The organism is Alcanivorax sp. (genome assembly GCF_051117345.1).
Lineage (GTDB): Bacteria > Pseudomonadota > Gammaproteobacteria > Pseudomonadales > Alcanivoracaceae > Alcanivorax.
Map to the genome: position 1 here is coordinate 1 of NZ_JBNPEC010000047.1, position 19,494 is coordinate 19,494.

At 57.8% G+C, this 19,494-nt stretch carries 15 protein-coding genes; 2 read left to right on the forward strand and 13 right to left on the reverse strand.

The window, feature by feature from the left end; translation table 11 throughout:
* Positions 1-45 precede the first annotated feature (45 nt).
* The 6 genes from ACFE0K_RS03160 to ACFE0K_RS03185 form a co-directional block, all read right to left on the reverse strand.
* Positions 46-408, reverse strand: coding sequence for a PilZ domain-containing protein (locus ACFE0K_RS03160; RefSeq protein WP_434534682.1), 363 nt, complete (start codon positions 406-408; stop codon positions 46-48).
* A gap of 5 nt (positions 409-413) precedes the next feature.
* Positions 414-566: a hypothetical protein gene (locus ACFE0K_RS03165; RefSeq protein WP_434534683.1), complete on the reverse strand. Its 153-nt coding sequence runs from the start codon at positions 564-566 to the stop codon at positions 414-416.
* Between the two features lie 167 nt (positions 567-733).
* Positions 734-3,061 (reverse strand): TRAP transporter large permease subunit, encoded by a 2,328-nt coding sequence (locus ACFE0K_RS03170; protein ID WP_434534684.1) that lies wholly within the window; start codon positions 3,059-3,061, stop codon positions 734-736.
* Between the two features lie 151 nt (positions 3,062-3,212).
* Positions 3,213-5,543 (reverse strand): TRAP transporter large permease subunit, encoded by a 2,331-nt coding sequence (locus tag ACFE0K_RS03175; protein WP_434534685.1) that lies wholly within the window; start codon positions 5,541-5,543, stop codon positions 3,213-3,215.
* A 189-nt stretch (positions 5,544-5,732) separates the two neighbouring features.
* The gene (locus ACFE0K_RS03180; RefSeq protein ID WP_434534686.1) at positions 5,733-6,746 is read right to left on the reverse strand and encodes a putative solute-binding protein; all 1,014 of its coding nucleotides are present in this window, start codon (positions 6,744-6,746) and stop codon (positions 5,733-5,735) included.
* Positions 6,747-6,808: 62 nt separating this feature from the next.
* A complete protein-coding gene (locus tag ACFE0K_RS03185; protein WP_434534687.1) occupies positions 6,809-7,837 on the reverse strand; it encodes a hypothetical protein in 1,029 nt (342 codons plus the stop codon).
* Between the two features lie 175 nt (positions 7,838-8,012).
* Here ACFE0K_RS03185 and ACFE0K_RS03190 point away from each other — a divergent pair, with 175 nt between their 5' ends.
* Complete coding sequence (locus tag ACFE0K_RS03190; protein WP_434534688.1) at positions 8,013-9,374, forward strand: ABC1 kinase family protein; 1,362 nt, start codon at positions 8,013-8,015, stop codon at positions 9,372-9,374.
* A 150-nt stretch (positions 9,375-9,524) separates the two neighbouring features.
* On the opposite strand, the gene ACFE0K_RS03195 is transcribed toward ACFE0K_RS03190, so the two are convergent.
* From ACFE0K_RS03195 to ACFE0K_RS03225, 7 genes are all read right to left on the reverse strand, one after another.
* Positions 9,525-10,718: a putative solute-binding protein gene (locus ACFE0K_RS03195; RefSeq protein ID WP_434534689.1), complete on the reverse strand. Its 1,194-nt coding sequence runs from the start codon at positions 10,716-10,718 to the stop codon at positions 9,525-9,527.
* 129 nt (positions 10,719-10,847) lie between these two features.
* Entirely contained in the window at positions 10,848-11,930 is a 1,083-nt protein-coding gene (locus tag ACFE0K_RS03200) for a putative solute-binding protein (protein ID WP_434534690.1), read from the reverse strand.
* A 124-nt stretch (positions 11,931-12,054) separates the two neighbouring features.
* The gene (locus ACFE0K_RS03205) at positions 12,055-13,221 is read right to left on the reverse strand and encodes a putative solute-binding protein (protein ID WP_434534691.1); all 1,167 of its coding nucleotides are present in this window, start codon (positions 13,219-13,221) and stop codon (positions 12,055-12,057) included.
* A 332-nt stretch (positions 13,222-13,553) separates the two neighbouring features.
* Positions 13,554-14,330, reverse strand: a complete 777-nt coding sequence (locus ACFE0K_RS03210) for a YciK family oxidoreductase (protein WP_434534692.1) — start codon at positions 14,328-14,330, stop codon at positions 13,554-13,556.
* Positions 14,327-15,007 (reverse strand): HAD-IA family hydrolase, encoded by a 681-nt coding sequence (locus tag ACFE0K_RS03215; RefSeq protein WP_434534693.1) that lies wholly within the window; start codon positions 15,005-15,007, stop codon positions 14,327-14,329. The genes ACFE0K_RS03210 and ACFE0K_RS03215 overlap by 4 nt, the downstream gene beginning before the upstream one ends.
* 171 nt (positions 15,008-15,178) lie before the next feature.
* Positions 15,179-15,937 carry a bifunctional 2-polyprenyl-6-hydroxyphenol methylase/3-demethylubiquinol 3-O-methyltransferase UbiG gene (gene ubiG / locus ACFE0K_RS03220; RefSeq protein WP_434534694.1) on the reverse strand — a complete coding sequence of 253 codons (759 nt, stop codon included), beginning with the start codon at positions 15,935-15,937 and terminating at the stop codon, positions 15,179-15,181.
* On the reverse strand, positions 15,891-17,234 hold the full coding sequence (locus tag ACFE0K_RS03225; RefSeq protein ID WP_434534695.1) for a TRZ/ATZ family hydrolase: 1,344 nt from the start codon (positions 17,232-17,234) through the stop codon (positions 15,891-15,893). Before ACFE0K_RS03225 ends, ubiG begins: the two co-directional genes overlap by 47 nt.
* Before the next feature lie 348 nt (positions 17,235-17,582).
* On the opposite strand from ACFE0K_RS03225, the gene gyrA reads away from it, so the two are divergent.
* Positions 17,583-19,494: DNA gyrase subunit A (gene gyrA, locus ACFE0K_RS03230; protein ID WP_434534696.1), on the forward strand; the 1,912-nt coding region annotated here is incomplete at its 3' end.

Sequence of the window (19,494 nt, forward strand, 5' to 3'; positions counted from 1 at the left end):
GTGGCGCGCACCTGCTGTTACCGACTGCCCAGTGGAACCAGCCATTCAGTCACTGAACAAACCGTCGGCATCGAAGTGGGCAGCCCACAGTCGGCCATCCGCCCGTTCCAGATCCAGAGCAATACCTGCCAGGAGCTGGCCTTCCGGAGCCGCACACCAGGCGACGGTGCCGTAAAGATGGTAAGTGCCGTGCTCTTCGAGCAGGGCCACCCATAGCTCCACATCGGTATTGGGTTTGATCGGTGCTGGCAGCTCAATGCTGATGCCGGCCAGCGAGACATCGTGTGTGGTCAGATACAGACGATCAGCGGGATCCAGCGACCCTGACTGGCTGGGCAGCAGGGTTAGCGCCAGGTTTTCTTCACGCGAGGTGCGAGGGAAGCGACGATTGTCCATTGCCGTTGCCATAGGATTTATCCGTAAATCTTTCTGTCGACGGCATAGGCGGCAATCGCCATGGTGGCGACCACGCCTGCCAGGAACAGCAGGAACAGCAGGGCGGGTTTAACCGTTTTCGGCAAGGGTTCGGTTTCCCGTGGAGTGCGGGTCTCCTGCGTTTTGTTCATCAGCCATCTCCCTGATTTATACGGGTACTTTACAGTATCAGCTATCTGTCGACGATAGGAAACTGGTATCGGATCAGGCCGGGCGTATCGGTGAATTACGTGTCATGACGCTGGGGGTAACAGACAAGAAAGGAGCCCGAGGGCTCCTTTCTTGTGTGTGGTTGGCCTTAGCCGGCAAACTCAATCTTCTGGAACATGTACTCATGCACCGAATCGGACATCAGCGGCACATAGGAGACCAGTAGCAATGCAGTGAGCATGACCGCGATGGGTAGCAGGTATTTCTCATAGCGGCGATAAAAGGAGCCGTTATGAACCCTGGCACTTTCCACCTCGTCATCGCCAACCACTTGCCGTGTCAGCAGATGGTTCAGTGCCACAGGGGGAGATAGGTAGCCCAGTTCAAAGGCCACCAGGCTGATCATCCAGAAATGCAGTGGCGCGATCCCGTTATCGAATGCCACCTGCGCAATAGTGGCATTGACAAGAATCACGGCACCAAAGGGATCCATGATCATGCCGATGATTACCATGGTTACCACCAGCAGGGTCATGGCCAGCCAGATACTGTCGAAGGTTTCCGGCAAGGCCTCCATCACCCCGGAACGCTCCAGCAAACCGCCCATGCTGACCGTCAGGGCCATCAGCATTAACAGGGCACCAATGTGACCCGTGGTCTCATTGGTAGAGAAGCGCAGAGAGCTTTCCAGAGTGGTGCCAACACCGTCTTCTTCAGCGGGCAAATCTGATGTTATCCCGGTGGGTCTGATTAGATAATGAATCAGCAAACTGGCTGCCAGTATCAGGTTGCGCCAGAACAGGCCGGTGACGGTATCTGAAAGCTGATTGGCGGAGGTGCCGGTAGGAATGTTGCCGGCTTCCAGCGCCTTGGCGAGCATCCAGGTGTCGTAGCTTGAATGGAGCAGTAGCGCCACCAGGGCAAGTGCACACAAGTGAAGAAAATAGCGGCTGAATTTCTCGTATATCAAGATTGCCAGCATGATCACCGGCAGGATAATCGGGGCGTAGTTTTCGTTGAGCTCGGTGCCGAGAATGTCTCTGAAACCGACAATTACGGTGCCAATGATGATGATATAGGGCAAAAGCGGGAAAAGCCGCTTCATGCTGGCGGGCATGGCTTGTGAGAAGGGGGCGATGCGGGCCGGTTCGGTACGGGCAAACTGACTATAGATGAAGAATAACAGCAGCGACAGGCCGAATACCTTGATACCGGAAGTGAACAGTTCATCAGTGGTGACGCTGTTATTCAATGCTGCAATGATCACTACCAACAAGCAGGGGCGCAGTACCACACCCATGGAACCGGACATGGCGGCCCCGGCAAGCGCAAGCTGCTTGCGGGCGCCAGCACGGACCAGTTCATGATAGATCGTGGCGCCAGCGGCGATGATGAAAATACCGGATGCGCCGGTGTAGGCAGTCGGGATGGCAGTGACAGCCAGGACGACAAAGCACATCAACTCCGGCGACATGCGCCAGGGGCGCAGTACGTCGAAGACGAGATGTACCATCTTCGTCTGGCGCAGCATCATGCCCACCCAGATGTAGAGTCCCAGGCTGAGAAACATGGTGGAGAACTCCATCATCATTCCCAGATAGACACTGGTGCCATGCAGGTACCCCTGCGACATGAACTGAATGCTGGCACTGAGACACATATAGGAATACAGCGGAATGGTCAGCAGGGCCTTACCCCAGCCACCGCCTTCTTCCAGATCGCTGGGTGGTTTGATGAGCTGCCAGAGAGAGGCGAGAGTCAGCAGGGCGAAACCAGCAATCCAGAATTGGTGTAAATAGAAATGGTTAACCTGGACGCCATCGGCCATGGCCTTGATTTCTTCACTGCGGTACACCCAGGCGGAAATCAGCAGCAGCACATTGGCGGTGAGCTGTCCCAGGGTCGAAACCAGATGATCCTTGCGGGTGCGGGCTGGGCGCAGTGCTATATGGTGGCGGGTAAGTGTTGCGGTAGCCGCGCAGATGATGACCAGCAAACACAGTAACAGACGCTTGTAATCGCCCAGAGTACTGACAACGTAGGCAACCCCACCTTCAAAATTGCGAAAGGCAATCACTCCGGGAGTGACTTTTCCCTGGACCATCTCGTAGGTAGCCCATTTTTCCCTGCACATATTCTGGGAAGCTTCGAGAGATACGCGTAGAGCGTTTTCGTCGATCTCGGTGCCAAACATGCCGGCCAGAGGATCGTCAGCCATCCGTTGCTTCTTTCGAGCGATGGCGCTTTCCAGTTCACTATCCAGATCTGCATCCGGATTGCAGGATGGCTCACCGAGCACACCTGCACCGCGTAACTGGAAGTAGCTTTCCCAGGTGTTTTCACCGATTTTCAGTAGTTGGGAGTGAATCACTTCCCCTGAGGCGAGGAATACCGTCATTAGCAGGAGAAGCAGGGCAGGCAATGAGGAAAACCACTCCCGGGGGGTACGCTGTCCGATGCGTAGGCTGGTCATCATATTACCTATCCTTGTTGTTTTGGCTCAGGGGCGACTTTGTGAATATAGCAAAGTGCAATAGGTGCAGATAGGCGACAGGGAAAGCCTGAAATGTTAGACAAAAAAAAGGAGCCCGAAGGCTCCTTTTTGTGGGGTGAAGTTAGCGCCAGGTTTAGCCGCCAACCTCGATTTTCTGGAACATGAACTCATGCACCGTATCGGACAGCAGTGGCAGATAAGACACCAGCAGCAGGGCTGTCAGCATCACCGCGATGGGAAGCAGGAACTTCTCATAGCGACGGTAGAAGCTGCCACCGTGAACCTTGGCGGATTCCACCTCTGCTTCGCCGACCACCTGTCTGGTCAGCAAGTGGTTTAGTGCCACCGGGGGTGACAGGTAACCCAGCTCGAAGGCCACCAGGGTAATCATCCAGAAGTGTAGCGGCGCGATGCCGTTGTCGAAGGCGATCTGGGCGATGGTGGCGTTCACCAGAATCACGGCCCCGTAGGGGTCCATGATCATGCCGATAATCACCATGGTCACTACCAGCAGGGTCATGGCCAGCCAGATACTGGGGAACGTTTCAGGCAACAGTTCCATCACACCAGACCGTTCGATGATACCGCCCACACTCACGGAAAGGGCCATCAGCATCAGCAGGGCACCAATATGACCGGTAGTCTCGTTGGTGGCAAAGCGCAGCGACGTTTCCAGTTTCTCGCCGACCCCTTGTTCGGGCTCGTAGTGGGTGTCGATATCCGGTTTTTTCATGAAATAGTGGATTAAGATCGCACCACCGAGAATCAGATTACGCCACAACAGCCCCCAGAACAGCGCTTCCAAGTCCTTTGCAGAGGTGCCGGTGGGGATATTGCCGGCATCCAGCGCAGCATTGATGCCCCACAGGTTGTACATGGAGTACAACAGCAGGGGAACCAGAACCACGGTGAACAGATGCAGGGTTTTGCTGCTCAGTTTCTCGTAGATGAGAATGGAGAGCAGCATCACCGGCAGGATGATCGGTGCATAGTTCTCGTTAAGCTCGGTATCCAGCAGGTCCCGGAAGAACACCAGTACGGTACCCATGACGATCACATAGGGCAGCAATGGAACCAGGCGCTTGATGCTGGCCGGTACGGCTTCGGAGAACGGTGCAATCCGGGCCGCTTCAGTGCGGGCAAACTGGCTGTAGATGAAGAACAACAGCAGCGACAGGCCGAAGATCTTCAGACCGGAGGTGAACAGTTCGTCCGTAGTCACGGAGTTGTTCAGGGCGGCGATGATCACTACCAACAGACAGGGACGCAGCACCACACCCATGGAGCCGGACATGGCGGTTGCAGCCAACGCCAACTGCTTGCGGGCACCGGCGCGAACCAGTTCATTGTAGATGGTGGCACCGGCCGCGATAACGAAGATACCGGAAGCGCCGGTAAAGGCTGTGGGTACCGCTGCCACCGCCAAGACCACAAAACACATCAGTTCCGGGGACATCTTCCACGGACGAAGTACATCAAATACCAGGTGAGCCATCTTGGTCTGGCGCAGCAGCATACCGATCCAGATGTACAGAGCCAGACTCAGGAACAGAGTAGACAGTTCCATCATCATGCCAAGATACACACTGATACCGTGATAGTAGCCCTGGCTGATGAACTGGATACCAGCGGTGATACACATGAAGCTGTATAGCGGGATGGTCAACAGGGACTTGCCCCAGCTACCACCTTCTTCCAGATCCTTGGGCGGTTTGATTAACTGCCAGAGTGCTGCGAGTGACAGCAACGCGAAGCCGGCGATCCAGAACTGGTGCAGGTAGAAGTGGTTGACCTGAACCCCGTCAGCCATGGCGCTGACTTCCTCACCACGATAAACCCAGGCAGACAGCAGCAGCATCACGTTGGCGGACAGTTGACCAAGACTGGAAACGAAGTGGTCCTTGCGGGTCTGTGCCGGGCGCAGGGAGATATGGTGACGTGTCAGGGTGGCCGTGGCGGCACAGATAATCACCAGGATACATAGTAGTAGTCGCTTGTAGTGACCCAGGGTGGTGACAATCTTGGCCACGCCGCCTTCCAGATTTCGGTAGGCAATAACGCCGGGCGTAACCTTCTCCTGCACCATGGTGTAGGTGGCCCACTTCTCGCGACAAATCTGTTGTGAGGCTTCCAGCGAACTGCGCAGGGCGTCTTCGTTGACCTCGCTGCCAAACATGCCTGCAAGAGGATCATCCGCCATCTGTTGTTTCTTTCGGATGATGGCGTCTTCCAGTTGCTCATCAATATTGGCGTCTGGATTACAGGTCGGCTCCTGGAGAATGCCGGCGCCCCGTAACTGGAAGTATCCTTCCCAGGTATTTTCACCGATTTTCAGTAGTTGGGAGTGAATCACTTCCCCTGATGCGAGGAAAACCGTCAGCAGCAGGAGAATCAGGGTTGGTAGCGACGACAACCATTCACCGACGGAACGGTTCGCCACTTTCATAGTAGAAGGTTTGTCCATTGTGCACCCGGTTATTGTTATACCGTCGTGGATTGCGGGGAGGAGGCCACCCGCGGGCCCTCAAGCCTTCTTTCCGCGTTCCAGGACAGTGTAAACATCTTGACTACCCGGCAGACAGAGGCCGGGCGACAAAAGTAGGTTGCTAGGGAAAAACGGGGCCGCCAAGGCCCCGTTTGATCAGTATTTTGCTTACTCGACCGGATTAACGCATTCGGCGCGAGACGGCTCTTCCTTGCAACGAACCTTGCGCAGCAGGGACATCATGTCTTTGCTGTACACGCCGTCGTTGGTCAAGGCGATGCGGGATTCACGCAGCATCTCGTCGTAGCGCAGCTTGTCGGCCTCGGGGATGCGAATCCACCATTTCTTGTCGACTTCGTTGTTGGCGTTTTCGATCACCGTCATGGCACGGTCGAACTGACCGAGCATGTACTTGCGAGACTTGTGCCCGAAGTCATCGGGGAACTTGTCTTTCTTCAGAAGGATCTGGGCAGTCAGCTGGCCAAGGACATAATCAATAATCCCGCCATCCGGCTGCATGCCCTTGTACAGTTCCAGAGCGGAGTAGGCAGCAATAGGCGCAAAGCAGATGTCTACGGAACCGTTATTGAAACGACCGGAGAAGTTGGTGATATCAGACATTACCGGCGACATACCTACCCGGGAAGCCATTGTGGCCTGGGCGCTATCGTATTCCAGTACCGCGATGGATTTGCCGGACAGCTCTCCCACGGTATCGATGGTGCGATCTTTGACGAACAGGTAGGCGGCACCCATGGGCGCTACGCCGCCCACTTCGTAAGGGCCAGAAACCAGTTTCTCATCGATGGAGGGGTTGCCACTGGCCAGTACGGTGAGCACGGTGCGCATGGCATCGTAGGAGGGGATCGCGCCGACTGAATCCAGGCTGCCGGTGTAGTTATTGAACTGGCGGCCACGAATACCGGTGAGGACGGCAGCATCACACTGGCCCGCTTTCAGGTCCTCAGCAGCAATTTTTTCATCGGTATAGGGTTTCAGCTCCAGATCCACGCCCCAGCCGAGAGCGGCGGTCTTGTAGTCCTTCATGATGTTATAGATGTCACCGTTGGCGCCGATGATATCGAACACACACATGGACCGTTTTTCGGCGGCCTGAGCAGGGCTGAATGTCAATGCAAGTGCAGCAGTGGCTGCAGTGGTAAACGCCTTCAAATAGCGCATGGCTTGTCTCCTGGTTACTTCTTAATCTAATTCAAAGCGGCCCGATTGGGCCGCGAACAGGCTTACAGCAAATCGTCAATATTGATCGCCGGTCCAGACTTGGCGGCGTCATCCCAGAAAGTACCGAGACCACCAATGGGGGTGCGCTTACCGGTATTTTCTGTCCATTCCCGGTCGGAGATGCCAGTGACAATGAAGCCGGCAATGGCGTCCATCATGGCGTATTCCGGATCCAGGTTTTGGTCGTTGGCGGCAAAGTCACGAATGGCCTTGCGCATACGTTCGTCGTCGCCCTTGCTGAAGGCGCTCATTGCATACAGGGCACTGCCGAGACGAACGCCGCCGTCAAAGCCGGCCTTGGCGGACGCTTCCAGTTCTTTCCAGGGCTCGGCATTCGGCGGGGCCAGCATGGGCAGCAGGTTCCAGACAGCAGCACGGGCACCGCGTGGTACACCCCACCATTTGTCGTTCTCCAGGCACTTCATGTTGCGCTCTACCTTGGCGGCCAGATCGCGGGGGACACCCACAGCGCCATCGGAGGCACCATCGTTGAGCAGGGCCTGGACACCGGAGATATTACCGATCATCCACACCAGCTCGTCGAAATCGGTTTTCAGCTTGGGGCATTCGCCTTCTTTCTGTTCACCAAAGGCGGTGAGCATGTTCTGGTAGGCGGTATACTGTCGCTGCGCTGCGACGGCAGACCAGCGCTTCTGCTCGATGCGCGCGTCCTGAGCTTCGTTCACGTTGCCATCTTTGACCGCACGCATGTAGCGCAACTCGGCATCAATGGCGATCTGTTCGGCACAGGTGGCGGCGGTGGTGAAGACCATGGCACCCAGCTTCTCGGGATGAGAGCCGACGCGTTCAAAGGCCATCAGCAGCGGGGTCTGGGCTTCGCCGGTGACACAGGCCATGCGTACATCGTCAAACGTGAGCATGTAGGGAAGCATTTCGGAGCGGCCGAAGCTGATCAGCACGTCCCCGGTTGTCTTGTAGATGACGCCACAGCCTTGCAGAGCCAGGATGGCGCCCCCTACCAGGGCCAGACGGGAATGTCGTAGCATTTTTGTCAAGGTCAGAGAACCCATTCGAAAGCTCCTTGTTATTGTTCTCGGATTAGCGGATTCAAAGGTACGAAAGTCCGTCTATTGGCACAAGCGGCAATTACAAAAAAGCCTGCAAGCAATTACAAACAATAAATTTGCTTTATGATGGAATACGTTACGTTGTGCAGCGCACCCACCAGGAAAGTAAGACTTTATTATGACCGATCATACTGACATCAAAGACATGAAGGCCTGGCTGGCTGGCGAGAGAAGCGGTGTTTCTCTCGCCATGAATACCGCCCGTGGCGGCTTGCGGATACTGGAAACGCTTGGGGTGGTGGGTCGCCAGGGGCTCAACTGGATGCTCGGGGATCGCCCGCCAGTACCGGCTTTGCTGCGTACGACCTTTGAATCCCTGGGTACTACCTACATCAAGCTGGGGCAGTTTATTGCCAGTTCGCCGTCGATTTTTCCGGAAGAGTATGTCGAGGAATTTCAGCGTTGCCTGGACCGTACCCCGGCACTGCCATTTCATTATATTCGCGAAACCATCGAGAAAGAGCTGGGTGCGTCGCTGGAGTCTCTTTATCAGTCGGTCGACCCAAAGCCATTGGCCAGTGCGTCTATTGCGCAGGTTCATGCGGCGAAGCTCAAAAACGGGCAGGACGTGGTGATCAAGGTTCAGCGGCCCGGTGTCCGTAATGTGCTGCTGACGGATTTCAACTTTCTCTACTTTGCTGCCCGGATTACCGAGCGGCTGGCGCCGGGTCTGTCGCGCTCCGCCATCTCCGGTGTGATTGAAGAATTGCAGGCCGGCATGCTGGAAGAGTGTGACTTCATCAAGGAGGCTCACAATCTCCAGGCGTTCAATGCTTTCCTGCGTGACACCGGCAATACCTCCGCCGTAGCGCCGGATCCGGTCATGTCCCACACCACTGGTAAGGTGCTGACCATGGAGCGCTTTTTCGGGGTGCCCCTCACCGACATGAATGTGCTCAGGCAATATACTGATGATCCGGCGGAAACCCTGATCTCCGCGCTGAATACCTGGTTTTCCAGCCTGATGTTGTGTGATTTCTTCCATGCCGATGTGCATGCTGGCAATTTGATGTTACTGGAAGACGGTCGAGTCGGATTCATTGACTTCGGTATCGTGGGTCGAATTCGTCGCGAAGCCTGGGATGGTATGGCCAAATTCTTTGATGCTATTGGCCGGGGTGATATTCGCCAGATGGCGGAAGCCATGGCGATCATTGGCATGACCCGGGAAGAGGTAGATGTAGAGGCGTTGGCGCGGGATATCGAAAGCCTGCAAGGGGCGCTGGGCCAGGTTGATCCGTCAGCCCTGGTGCAGGCCGACCGCAACGACAAGGAGGTCAACCGTCTGCTAATGGATCTGGTGAAAATCGGTGAGGGCCACGGCATCCGTTTCCCTCGCGAATTTGCCCTGCTTCTCAAGCAGTTCCTCTACTTCGATCGTTATGTACAGGTGCTGGCGCCGGAAATGGATATGTTCAGTGATAACCGCGTGGATATGTTCGGCGCGGTGGATGATATGCCGGGCGGGTTTTTGCACTAAAGGCAGCTACTAGCACAAAAAACCGCGCCCTTCGGGCGCGGTTTTTTGTGCTCTATCTATCAGTAATTTCAGCGCGGAGCCAGCAGGTATGTCGTTACCAAGGCACTTTCTTCGCGTCGCAGCTAGAAGCTTATAGCTCGTAGCTGCTTTTCATTCCACCGGATCCGCACATTCCCCTTTCGAGGGGTTGAGCTTGCAGCGAATCTTGCGTTGCAGGGTCAGCATGCTGGCATCGTAGTAGCCCTTTTCGCGCAAGGTCAGGCGAGCCTCCTGCATCATGGTTTCGTACTCGCGTTTGTCCGTATCCGGGATTTCGATCCACCAGCGGTCCGGTACTTTGGCAGCTTCCTGGTCCAGCCGTTCCTTGATCAGATGGTAGCTGTTGAAAAACTCTTCGCGAACCAGCTGTGCCACCTCGTTGGGGAATTTATCCTTGCGGCCGATCAGTTGCATGGTGATCTGCGCCAGCGGGTAGTTGATGATGCCGCCGTCCGGTGACATGCCCTTGTACAGTTCCAGCACTTCGTAGGCCACCAGCGGGGCTGCCAGCACATCGACGACGCCGTTGTTGAACTTGTTGGGGGCAGAAACGATATCGGAGGCGACAGGGGTGGCGCCGATCTGCGAGACCATTTCCGCCTGGGTCGGGTCATAGTCGAGTACGGCTACCCGTTTGCCCGCCGCATTGGCCAGGGTGTTGATGGTTCTGTCGTTGACGAACACATAGGCACCACCGGCAGAAGCCAGGCCGAGAATGACATACTCGCCACTCACCATTTTGTCGGCAGACTTTGGGCTGGCCATGACCTGCAGCAGGATTCTCATGTGCTCGTCGCTGGGCACGCCGCCGATGGAATCAATGGTGCCCGTGTATTTGTTGAAAAGGCGACCGCGCAGTCCACTGATCAGGGCTGCATCGCAGATACCAGCCTTCAGGTCTTCTACCACTACGCTTTCGCTGGTGTAGGCTTGAATATCAAGATCTACGCCGTATTCCAGTAGACGGGTGCGCTGGTCTTCGGCGGCTTTATAAATCGGCCCTGCCCGACCGGCGATATCCCAGATGCAGATGCGTCGCTTGAGGGGTTCGCCCATGCTGAAGCCGGCCACTTTCTGCATCGCGTCGATGCGGTCGTCGAGACTGCGGCTCTGGTCGTAGGCGATGGCGCGCAGCTTCTCCGCGAGCTCGGGGGTGAGCGATACGCCGGGGGCAAACTTTTCCAGTTCGGCCTGCTGTGCCGGCGTCAGGTTCAGTCGGTTGTCTGCCTGGGCGATGAGGGCGCCGATCAGCAGGGGGAGAATGAGCAGATGGCGAAAAAAATTCACGCAAGCCTCCATGGGCATTTTATTGTTTGAACCGGAAGTCGTCGCTTCAGGTTGAATGCCCATTGTGACAGTCGTGACCGGTGAGTCGCTGGCTGGCCAGCCGGGGGGGCTGGCCGCGATGCCAACGATGATGTCGCCGGATAAGCTTTATTCCGTATCCTGGCTGCATTCGGGTCGCTGAGGATCCACCTTGCAGCGAATACGTTTCATGATTTTCAACATGGTGGCGTCGTAATAGCCGGTCTCGCGCAGTTTCAGACGCGCGGCGCGCATCATGCTGTCGTATTCCTGTTTTTCATGTTGATCTACGTCGATCCACCAGGTTGCCGGTATCTGTCCCGCTTCTTTTTCCAGGGCATTCTGGATAGACGAAAAGCTGTCTGCTGCCACTTCCCGGATCACTGCAGCGAATGCCGGCGGGAAACGATCAGTGTGGCCAATCAACTGGGCGGTGAGCTGAACAATGGGGTAATCAACGATGCCGCCGTCGGGCTCCATGCCCTTGTAAAGTTCCAGTACCTGATAAGCCACCAGTGGTGCGGGCAGTACATCCACGCTGCCGTTGTTGAACTGATTGGGTGCCGTGGCAAGTGTAGTAGCCACCGGGGTGGCACCAATCTGGGCAACCATCTTCGATTGGCCCGGATCGAAATCCAGTACGGCAATCTTTTTTCCTGCGACTCGTTCCAGTGAATTCAGTCTCTTGTCATTAACAAATAAATAGGCGGCGCCGGCGGGGGTTACCGCCAGCGTCTGATATTTGTTGCTGACCATGTTTTCGCTGAGTTGAGGCAGGGCGATGGATCGCATCAGCATATCCATGTGCTCCAGCGACGGTAGGGCGCCGATGGCATCGATAGTCCCGCTGAAACGGTTGAACTGGCGGGCGCGAAAACCGCTCATCAGGGCTGCGTCACATTGGCCGTTTTTCAATGATGCGACCATGGCGCCTTCGTTGGTAAAGGCCTCCAGGCTGATATCAATTTTATAGCGCAGCAAATCCAGACGCAGGTTGGTAGCACCATTGAAAATGGGGCCGGAGCGACCGGACAGATCCCACAAGCAGATATGACGCTTGAGCATATCGTCCGGGCCCAGGCCCATTTCCTCGCGCGCTTCCGCCAGGTGTTGTTCCTGCTTGGGAGTCAGTGTCAGAGCCTGACTGGTACAGGCCAGAGACAGCAGGGCCGAGCCCAAAAGGCCGGTAATAAGGGTGCGATAATTCCCCATGACGCTTCCTTAGTCATTCGTTGACATGCTTATATCACGGGGAAGAGATGGGAAGTTTTACCGCCTGTATGACAATTGTACGCGGCGCCAGTCGACGCCGCGTAATACGCGCTTCATCGTCTGCTCAAGTGATGCTGCATTCGGAGCGGGTGGGGTCGAATTTGCAGCGTATTTTGCGTTGCAAATCCAGCATGTCACTGCTGTAGTACTTCTGCGCACGCAGTGCATCACGGGCATCCTGCATCATTACTTCGTATTCCCGCTTGTCCTTGTCAGGAATGGAGATCATCCAGCGCTCAGGTACCCGGCGTGTTTCCACTTCAATGCGCTTTATCACGTCCGGGTAGGCTTCAAAGGAAGCCTCACGAATTAATTGCGCCACCTCATTGGGGAACTTGTCCAGGCGGCCGATCAGCTGCATGGAAAGTTGTGTTAACGGATAGTCGACCACCCCACCATCCGGGCTCATGCCTTTATACAGTTCGAGAATCTCATAGGCGACCAGCGGTGCGGGCAGGATGTCGATCTGGCCGTTATTGAACTTGTTGGGCGCACTGACGATATCGGTGGTGACGGGGGTGGCACCAATCGCCGCCACCATTTCTGCCTGGGTTTCATCATAATCGAGAACGGCAACCCGTTTACCGGCTGCCTTGGCCAGGGAGCTGATGCTCTTGTCGTTAACGAAAATATGAGCGGCGCCCGCCGGGTAGATGCCCATCACCACATAATCCCCTTGCACCATGTGGCCGGCCTGTCGCGGGTGGGCCAGCACCTGTAGCAGAGTTTGCATATGCTTTTGGGACGGCACGGCGCCGATGGCATCCACACTGCCGCTGTAAAGGTTGAACTGGCGAGCGCGCAATCCGCTCATCAGGGCAGCATCGCAACGGCCGGCCTTGAACTCATCCACCATGACGGTTTCGTTGGTATAAGGCACCAGCTCGAGGTTGATGCCATATTCCAGGGCCAGTGCCCGTTGCTCCATGGCAGCATTGAAGACCACGCCGTTGCGCCCGCCGATATCCCAGATGCAGATGGTGCGTTTCAGGGTGCTGCCGGCGGGCATCTGATCCAGCCCCACCATCTGGCTGATAGCTTTAAGCCGGCTCCGAACCGGCATCTCACGGGTGTAAAACACATCCTCGAGCTTTTCGAGGGTGGAATCATTCAGCGTAACACCGGGCAGAAGCGCCTGGAGCTGCTGTTTCTGGGCCTGTGTCAGGTTGGCGGCACTCAGCGTTGAGCACAGCAGACTGACAACAAAGAAAAGAGTAATGGGGGTGCGCATGGTGGTCTCCCTGATGCCGCATTCTTGTTATGAGCGATACATGTAGCATGCTCATGCAGGATAGGGGAGAGCTTTGGCGCAGGGGGTGGCCGCGTTACGGCAATTCCCGTCGAAAGGGTCAATGGGGACAAGAAGGCATATTGCCGGTTGGGGTGCCGGCGTTTGGCGTAGGAGCGTCGCTGGCGGCGCGATAGCATAGTTTCGAGGTACGAGTTGCGAGAAGCGAAAACCGGGCCTTCCCGAATGTCGGGTTTATGCCTTTCGGAACTCGTTTCTCGTTACTCGTCACTTCTTCAATCGCGCCGCCAGCGACGCTCCTACGGGACGGCCTGTTACTTCGGCTGTGCGTCGATGGATTCCCCGTTCACATCGCGGCTGCCCGGGCCGAGCAGGAACAGGTAGGGAGCCATGATCTCGTCCGGGGTTTTCAGTGTCTGTGGGTCCTCGCCGGGGTAGGCCAGGGCGCGCATGTCGGTGCGGGTGCCGCCGGGGTTGAGGGTGTTGACGCGGATGTTGCTGGTGTTCTCGAGCTCTTCGGCCAGCACCTGTGCCAGGTTTTCGGTGGCGGCTTTGGAGACGGCATAGGCGCCCCAGAAGGCGCGGCCCTTGCGGCCAACACTGGAGGAGGTGAACAGCAGGCGGGCATCGTCGCTGGCACGCAACAGCGGCAGCATGGCCTGGGTCAGGTAGAAGGCGCTGTTCACGTTTACCTGCATTACCGAGTCCCAGGTGCCGACACCGTAGCGCTCCAGCGGAGTGATGTCGCCGAGCACGGAGGCGTTATGCAGGATGCCGTCCAGGCGTCCGAATTCCTTGTCGAACAGGCCGGCCAGTTCCTGGAAGTCTTCCGGGCGGGCCACCGCCAGATTCACCGGTGCCAGGGCCGGTTCCGGGCCGCCGGCGGCCTTGATCTCGTCGTAGACCTTTTCCAGCTTCTCCGGGGTGCGTCCGAGCAGGATCACGGTGGCGCCATGGCGAGCCAGGGTCAGGGCGGCGCTGCGACCGATGCCGGCGCCCGCGCCGGTGACAAGGATAATGCGATCCTTGAAAGCATCGGCGGGGCATTGGTAAGCCAGTGCTTGTGCATTCACGGATGATAATTCGCTCATGCGGTACTCCTTGTGTTCATCGTTTGCAGCAGGGGCAACAGATCGCTGCCCTGTTCCAGATAATAATCGGCCTGCCAGCCGTGGGGGTCATCATCCGCGTCGATATAACCGAAGGCCGCCACGGCGGTGGCCATACCGGCATTCTGGCCAGCCTGGATATCACGCAGATGGTCGCCCACGTAGAGGCAGTGGGCCGGGTTCACAGCGTCCATACGGGCGGCCATCAGCAGGCCTTCCGGGTCCGGCTTGCGCTGTTTTACATGGTCCGGGCAGATCACCGCACTGACGCGCTGGTCCAGATGCAATCCTGCCAGCACCGGCCCGGTGAACCGTGACGGCTTGTTGGTGACGATGCCCCAGGGCAGGCCATTGGCATCCAGCCAGTCCAGCGTCTCCGCCATGCCGGGAAACAGGCAGGTATCCACAGCCAGATGCTGCTCGTAGGCGTTCAGCAGTTCATCCAGAAGGGCCGGAAACTCCGCATCCTCCGGTCCCACGCCAAAGCCAAGCTCGGTGAGCGCGCGGGCGCCGTTGGAGACATTGGCGCGCACGGCGGAATAACTGACTGCCGGTCGACCATGTTGTTTCAGCAGGGTATTGAGCACCGTATAAAAATCCGGTGCGGTATCAATCAGGGTACCGTCCAGGTCGAAATAAACGGCTTCAAGCTTTTCCATATAGTCTCTCTACAACGCCGCTGTAGGAGCGCCGCTTGAGGCGCGAAACGAGCGAAGCGAGTAACGAGGTTCGAGTTGCGAAAATCAAAACCGGTTGTGCCTTTCGCAGCTCGTTACTCGTACCTCGAAACTGTTTTTTCGCGCCTCAAGCGGCGCTCCTACAGGGAAAAATTATTCGCCTTTGACGGCGTGCATCAGGTAGTTCACCGACACATCCCGGTTCAGCTTGTACACTTGGGTCAGCGGGTTGTAGACCATACCGGTGGTGTCCTTCAATTCCAGCCCCGCGTCCCGGGCCCAGCCGGCCAGCTCCGACGGCTTGATCAGCTTGGCGTATTCGTGGGTACCACGCGGCAGCAGTCGCAACACATATTCGGCACCGACGATGGCAAACAGAAAGGCCTTGGGATTGCGGTTGATGGTGCTGAAGAAAATCTGCCCACCAGGTTTTACCAGGGCGGCGCAGGCGCGGATCACGGATGATGGATCGGGGACGTGCTCGAGCATTTCCAGGCAGGTGACCACGTCATACTGCGCGGGCCGTTCCTCGGCGATCTGCTCCGCCGGAATCTGCCGATATTCCACCGCCACGCCGGCTTTCTCTGCGTGGATGCGTGCCACCGACAGCGGCGCCTCACCCATGTCGATGCCGGTGACCTCGGCCCCGCGCCGGGCCATGCCTTCGGAGAGCAGGCCGCCGCCGCAGCCGATGTCGATGACGGTCTTGCCGGGCAGGCTGACGCGCTCATCAATGTAGTTCAGGCGCAGCGGGTTGATGTCATGCAGCGGGCGGAACTCGGAATTGGGGTCCCACCACTGTTCCGCCAGGGCGTTGAATTTGGCGATCTCGCCGGCGTCTACATTGGGAATCTGTGGTTGCTGTTCAGTCACGGTCGGCTCCGGCAATTTTTTCCTGCCACTGCTGGGCATTCTTGAGGATCACGGCTTCATTGAGGGTGGTGAGTTTTCGATTGTCCATCAGGCAGCGTCCACCTACCCAGGTATGCGTCACCTGGTCGCGGCTGGCGGCATAGATCAGCTGTGCCACCGGATCGTAGACCGGTTGGGTCTCCAGACGGTTCAGATCCACCGCCACCATATCCGCCTGTTTGCCAATTTCCAGTGAACCGAGCTGGTCGTCCCGGCCCAGGGCGCGTGCGCCGTTCAGGGTGGCCATCTGCAGTATTTCGGCGGCGGGCAGGGCGTCGGCCTGCAGGCTCACGCCCTTGCCCAGGAAGGCGGCCATGCGGGCTTCGCCGATCATGTCCAGGTCGTTATTGCTGGCGGCACCGTCGGTGCCCAGGGCCACGTTGACGCCGGCCTTGCGCAGTTTTTCCACCGGTGCAAAGCCGCTGGCCAGCTTAAGATTGGATTCCGGGCAATGCACCACCTGGGTGCCGGTTTCGGCCACCAGGGCGATCTCGTCCTCGGTGAGCTGGGTCATGTGTACCGCCAGCAGACGGGGCGAGAGCAGGCCCAGGTTTTTCAGGCGGGTGAGCGGGCGCTCCCCGGTATTGCCCACCGCCATCTGGATCTCACCGGCAGTTTCGTGCACGTGCATCATCATCGGCACGTCCAGTTCCTCGGCCAGGGTTAGCACTTTCTGCAGGGGGCCGTCGGACACGGTATAAGGCGCGTGTGGCCCGAAACCGATCTGGATGCGCGGATCATGGCGCCATTCGTCCATGGCATCGGTGGCCAGGCGCAGGTAATCCTCCGGCCCGGCGCCCATGGGGGTTGGAAAATCCAGGATCGGACAGAACAGGCTGGCGCGCAGGCCGGCCTCCACGGTGGCGCGGGCGGCGCTGGCCGGGAAGAAGTACTGGTCTGCAAAGCAGGTGGTGCCGGAGCGAATCATCTCCGCCGCCGCCAGCCGGGTGCCGTCGAACACAAATTGCTCGCTGACAAACTGGCCTTCCGCTGGCCAGATGTGCTTTTCCAGCCAGGTCATCAGCGGCAGGTCATCGGCAATCCCGCGCAGCAGGTTCATGGCAGCGTGGGTATGGGCATTGATCAGACCTGGAATCAGCAGGTGGCTGTCCAGCCGGGTGACCGTATCGGCCTGCCATTTTTCATCGGCCAGGGCGCCGGGCAGCAGGTCGATAATCTGGCCATCACGGACGACCAGGGCATGGTGTTCCAGTATCTCGGCACTGGGCGCCTTGTCCTGCGCGACCGGGGCAATCCAGCGGGCGTGGACGATCAGGTCAGCCTGATTGTCGCTCATGCACAACTCCTTGATATCTTGGCAGCCTGCGAGAGGGGCTTGCCCTCAAATTGAGGCCGCAGTATAGCGTGTCAGTGGCGCTCTTGCCCTCGTTTACACCCCTGCGTATCAATGGCGGTGGACTATGGCGCCGAAGCCGCCCGGTTGTGCTATCATCCGGGGCTTTTCCGGGCTTCGTGCCAGGAGCAGGAATGTACGCCCGGTTCGCCGCTGTCGGCAGCGAGCGGGCTGTCATAAGAACAGACTGCACAGGGTGCCATCGGCACGCTGTGAAAACGGCCCTGATCAGGGGCCGGCTTGGGAAAGCCGCAGGGGCTTTCCCGATACTTGTGGAAAGTAAGGATCGCTATGACGGATCTCGCCAGAGAAGTTACCCCGGTCAACATCGAAGACGAACTCAAACAGTCGTACCTGGATTACGCCATGAGCGTGATCGTGGGGCGTGCTCTGCCGGATGTGCGCGATGGCCTCAAGCCGGTGCATCGCCGCGTTCTGTTCGCCATGCACGAGCTGAACAACGACTGGAACAAGGCTTACAAGAAGTCTGCCCGTGTGGTCGGTGACGTTATCGGTAAATACCACCCCCATGGTGACTCCGCCGTCTACGACACCATTGTGCGGATGGCGCAGCCGTTTTCCCTGCGCTACATGCTGGTGGATGGTCAGGGTAACTTTGGTTCCATCGACGGGGATTCCGCTGCCGCCATGCGTTACACCGAAGTGCGCATGGCCAAGATCGCCCACGAGTTGCTGGCCGATCTGGACAAGGAAACCGTGGATTTCGTCGACAACTACGACGGCACGGAAAGGATTCCCGATGTGATGCCCACCCGGGTGCCCAACCTGCTGGTGAATGGCTCCTCCGGTATCGCCGTGGGTATGGCCACCAATATTCCGCCCCATAACCTGGGCGAGGTGGTGGATGGCTGTCTGGCGCTGATCGACGACGACAGCCTGACGCCGGACGACCTGATGGAATACATCAAGGGCCCGGATTTCCCCACCGCCGGCATCATTAACGGTCGCGCCGGGATCGTGCAGGCCTACCGTACCGGCCGTGGCCGCGTGTACATGCGTGCCCGTGCCGAGATTGAGCCGACCGACAAAAGTGGCAAAGAAGCCATTATCGTCCACGAGATTCCCTACCAGGTGAACAAGGCGCGGTTGATCGAGAAGATCGCCGAGCTGGTGAAAGACAAGAAGATTGAAGGTATCACCGAGCTGCGCGATGAGTCCGACAAAGAGGGCATGCGTATCGTGATCGAGCTGCGTCGCGGCGAGAACGCCGAGGTGGTGCTCAATAATCTCTACCAGCAGACCCAGATGGAGTCGGTGTTCGGTATCAATACCGTGGCACTGGTGGATGGTCAGCCCAAGACCCTCAACCTGCGTGAGTTGCTGGATGCCTTTATTCGTCACCGCCGTGAAGTGGTGACTCGCCGTACCGTGTTTGAACTGCGCAAGGCCCGCGAAAAGGCCCACCTGCTGGAAGGTCTGGCGGTGGCGCTGAGCAATATCGACCCGGTGATTGCGCTGATCAAGGCGTCCCCCAGCGGCGCGGAAGCCAAGGAAAAACTTCTGGGCAAAGGCTGGACCCCCGGCGATGTACTGCAAATGCTGGAGCGCGCCGGTGGTGAAAACGCGGCTCGCCCGGATGGCCTCGATGAGCAGTTCGGTCTGCGTGACGGCCTTTATTACCTGAGCCCGGAGCAGGCCCAGGCGATTCTGGATCTGCGTCTGCAGAAGCTGACCGGTCTGGAACGGGAAAAACTGATCAGCGATTACCAGGAACTGCTGGAGCAGATTGCCGAATTGCTGAAGATTCTGGGTAACCCCGAACGTCTGATGGAAGTGATCCGTGACGAGCTGAAGGCGGTGCGTGAGGAATACGCCGACGAGCGTCGTTCCGAAATCGTCACTTCCCGTCTCGACCTGAGCATGGAAGACCTGATCGCCGAAGAAACCGTAGTGGTGACTCTGTCCAACGGTGGCTACGCCAAGATGCAGCCCATCGACACCTACCGGGCCCAGAAGCGGGGTGGTCGCGGCAAGTCTGCCGGTCAGCTCAAAGACGAGGATTACGTGGAGCACCTGCTTGTGGCAGGTACCCACGACACCCTGTTGCTGTTCACCGACGCCGGCAAGGTCTTCTGGCTGCGCACCTTCTACCTGCCGCAAGGTGGCCGGGCGTCCCGTGGCAAGCCCATCGGCAACCTGCTGACGGCACTGGGAAACGCCCAGCGTAGACCCGCCATCCTCC

Bases quoted from the DNA above. Each gene is read 5' to 3' on its own strand.
- ACFE0K_RS03180 (WP_434534686.1), bottom strand. From the start codon at position 6,746: ATGCGCTATTTGAAGGCGTTTACCACTGCAGCCACTGCTGCACTTGCA.
- ACFE0K_RS03225 (WP_434534695.1), bottom strand. From the start codon at position 17,234: ATGAGCGACAATCAGGCTGACCTGATCGTCCACGCCCGCTGGATTGCC.
- ACFE0K_RS03170 (WP_434534684.1), bottom strand. From the start codon at position 3,061: ATGATGACCAGCCTACGCATCGGACAGCGTACCCCCCGGGAGTGGTTT.
- ACFE0K_RS03185 (WP_434534687.1), bottom strand. From the start codon at position 7,837: ATGGGTTCTCTGACCTTGACAAAAATGCTACGACATTCCCGTCTGGCC.
- ACFE0K_RS03200 (WP_434534690.1), bottom strand. From the start codon at position 11,930: ATGGGGAATTATCGCACCCTTATTACCGGCCTTTTGGGCTCGGCCCTG.
- ACFE0K_RS03215 (WP_434534693.1), bottom strand. From the start codon at position 15,007: ATGGAAAAGCTTGAAGCCGTTTATTTCGACCTGGACGGTACCCTGATT.
- ACFE0K_RS03175 (WP_434534685.1), bottom strand. From the start codon at position 5,543: ATGGACAAACCTTCTACTATGAAAGTGGCGAACCGTTCCGTCGGTGAA.
- ACFE0K_RS03160 (WP_434534682.1), bottom strand. From the start codon at position 408: ATGGCAACGGCAATGGACAATCGTCGCTTCCCTCGCACCTCGCGTGAA.
- ACFE0K_RS03195 (WP_434534689.1), bottom strand. From the start codon at position 10,718: ATGCCCATGGAGGCTTGCGTGAATTTTTTTCGCCATCTGCTCATTCTC.
- ACFE0K_RS03210 (WP_434534692.1), bottom strand. From the start codon at position 14,330: ATGAGCGAATTATCATCCGTGAATGCACAAGCACTGGCTTACCAATGC.
- ACFE0K_RS03205 (WP_434534691.1), bottom strand. From the start codon at position 13,221: ATGCGCACCCCCATTACTCTTTTCTTTGTTGTCAGTCTGCTGTGCTCA.
- ACFE0K_RS03165 (WP_434534683.1), bottom strand. From the start codon at position 566: ATGAACAAAACGCAGGAGACCCGCACTCCACGGGAAACCGAACCCTTG.
- ACFE0K_RS03190 (WP_434534688.1), top strand. From the start codon at position 8,013: ATGACCGATCATACTGACATCAAAGACATGAAGGCCTGGCTGGCTGGC.
- ubiG (WP_434534694.1), bottom strand. From the start codon at position 15,937: ATGCCCAGCAGTGGCAGGAAAAAATTGCCGGAGCCGACCGTGACTGAA.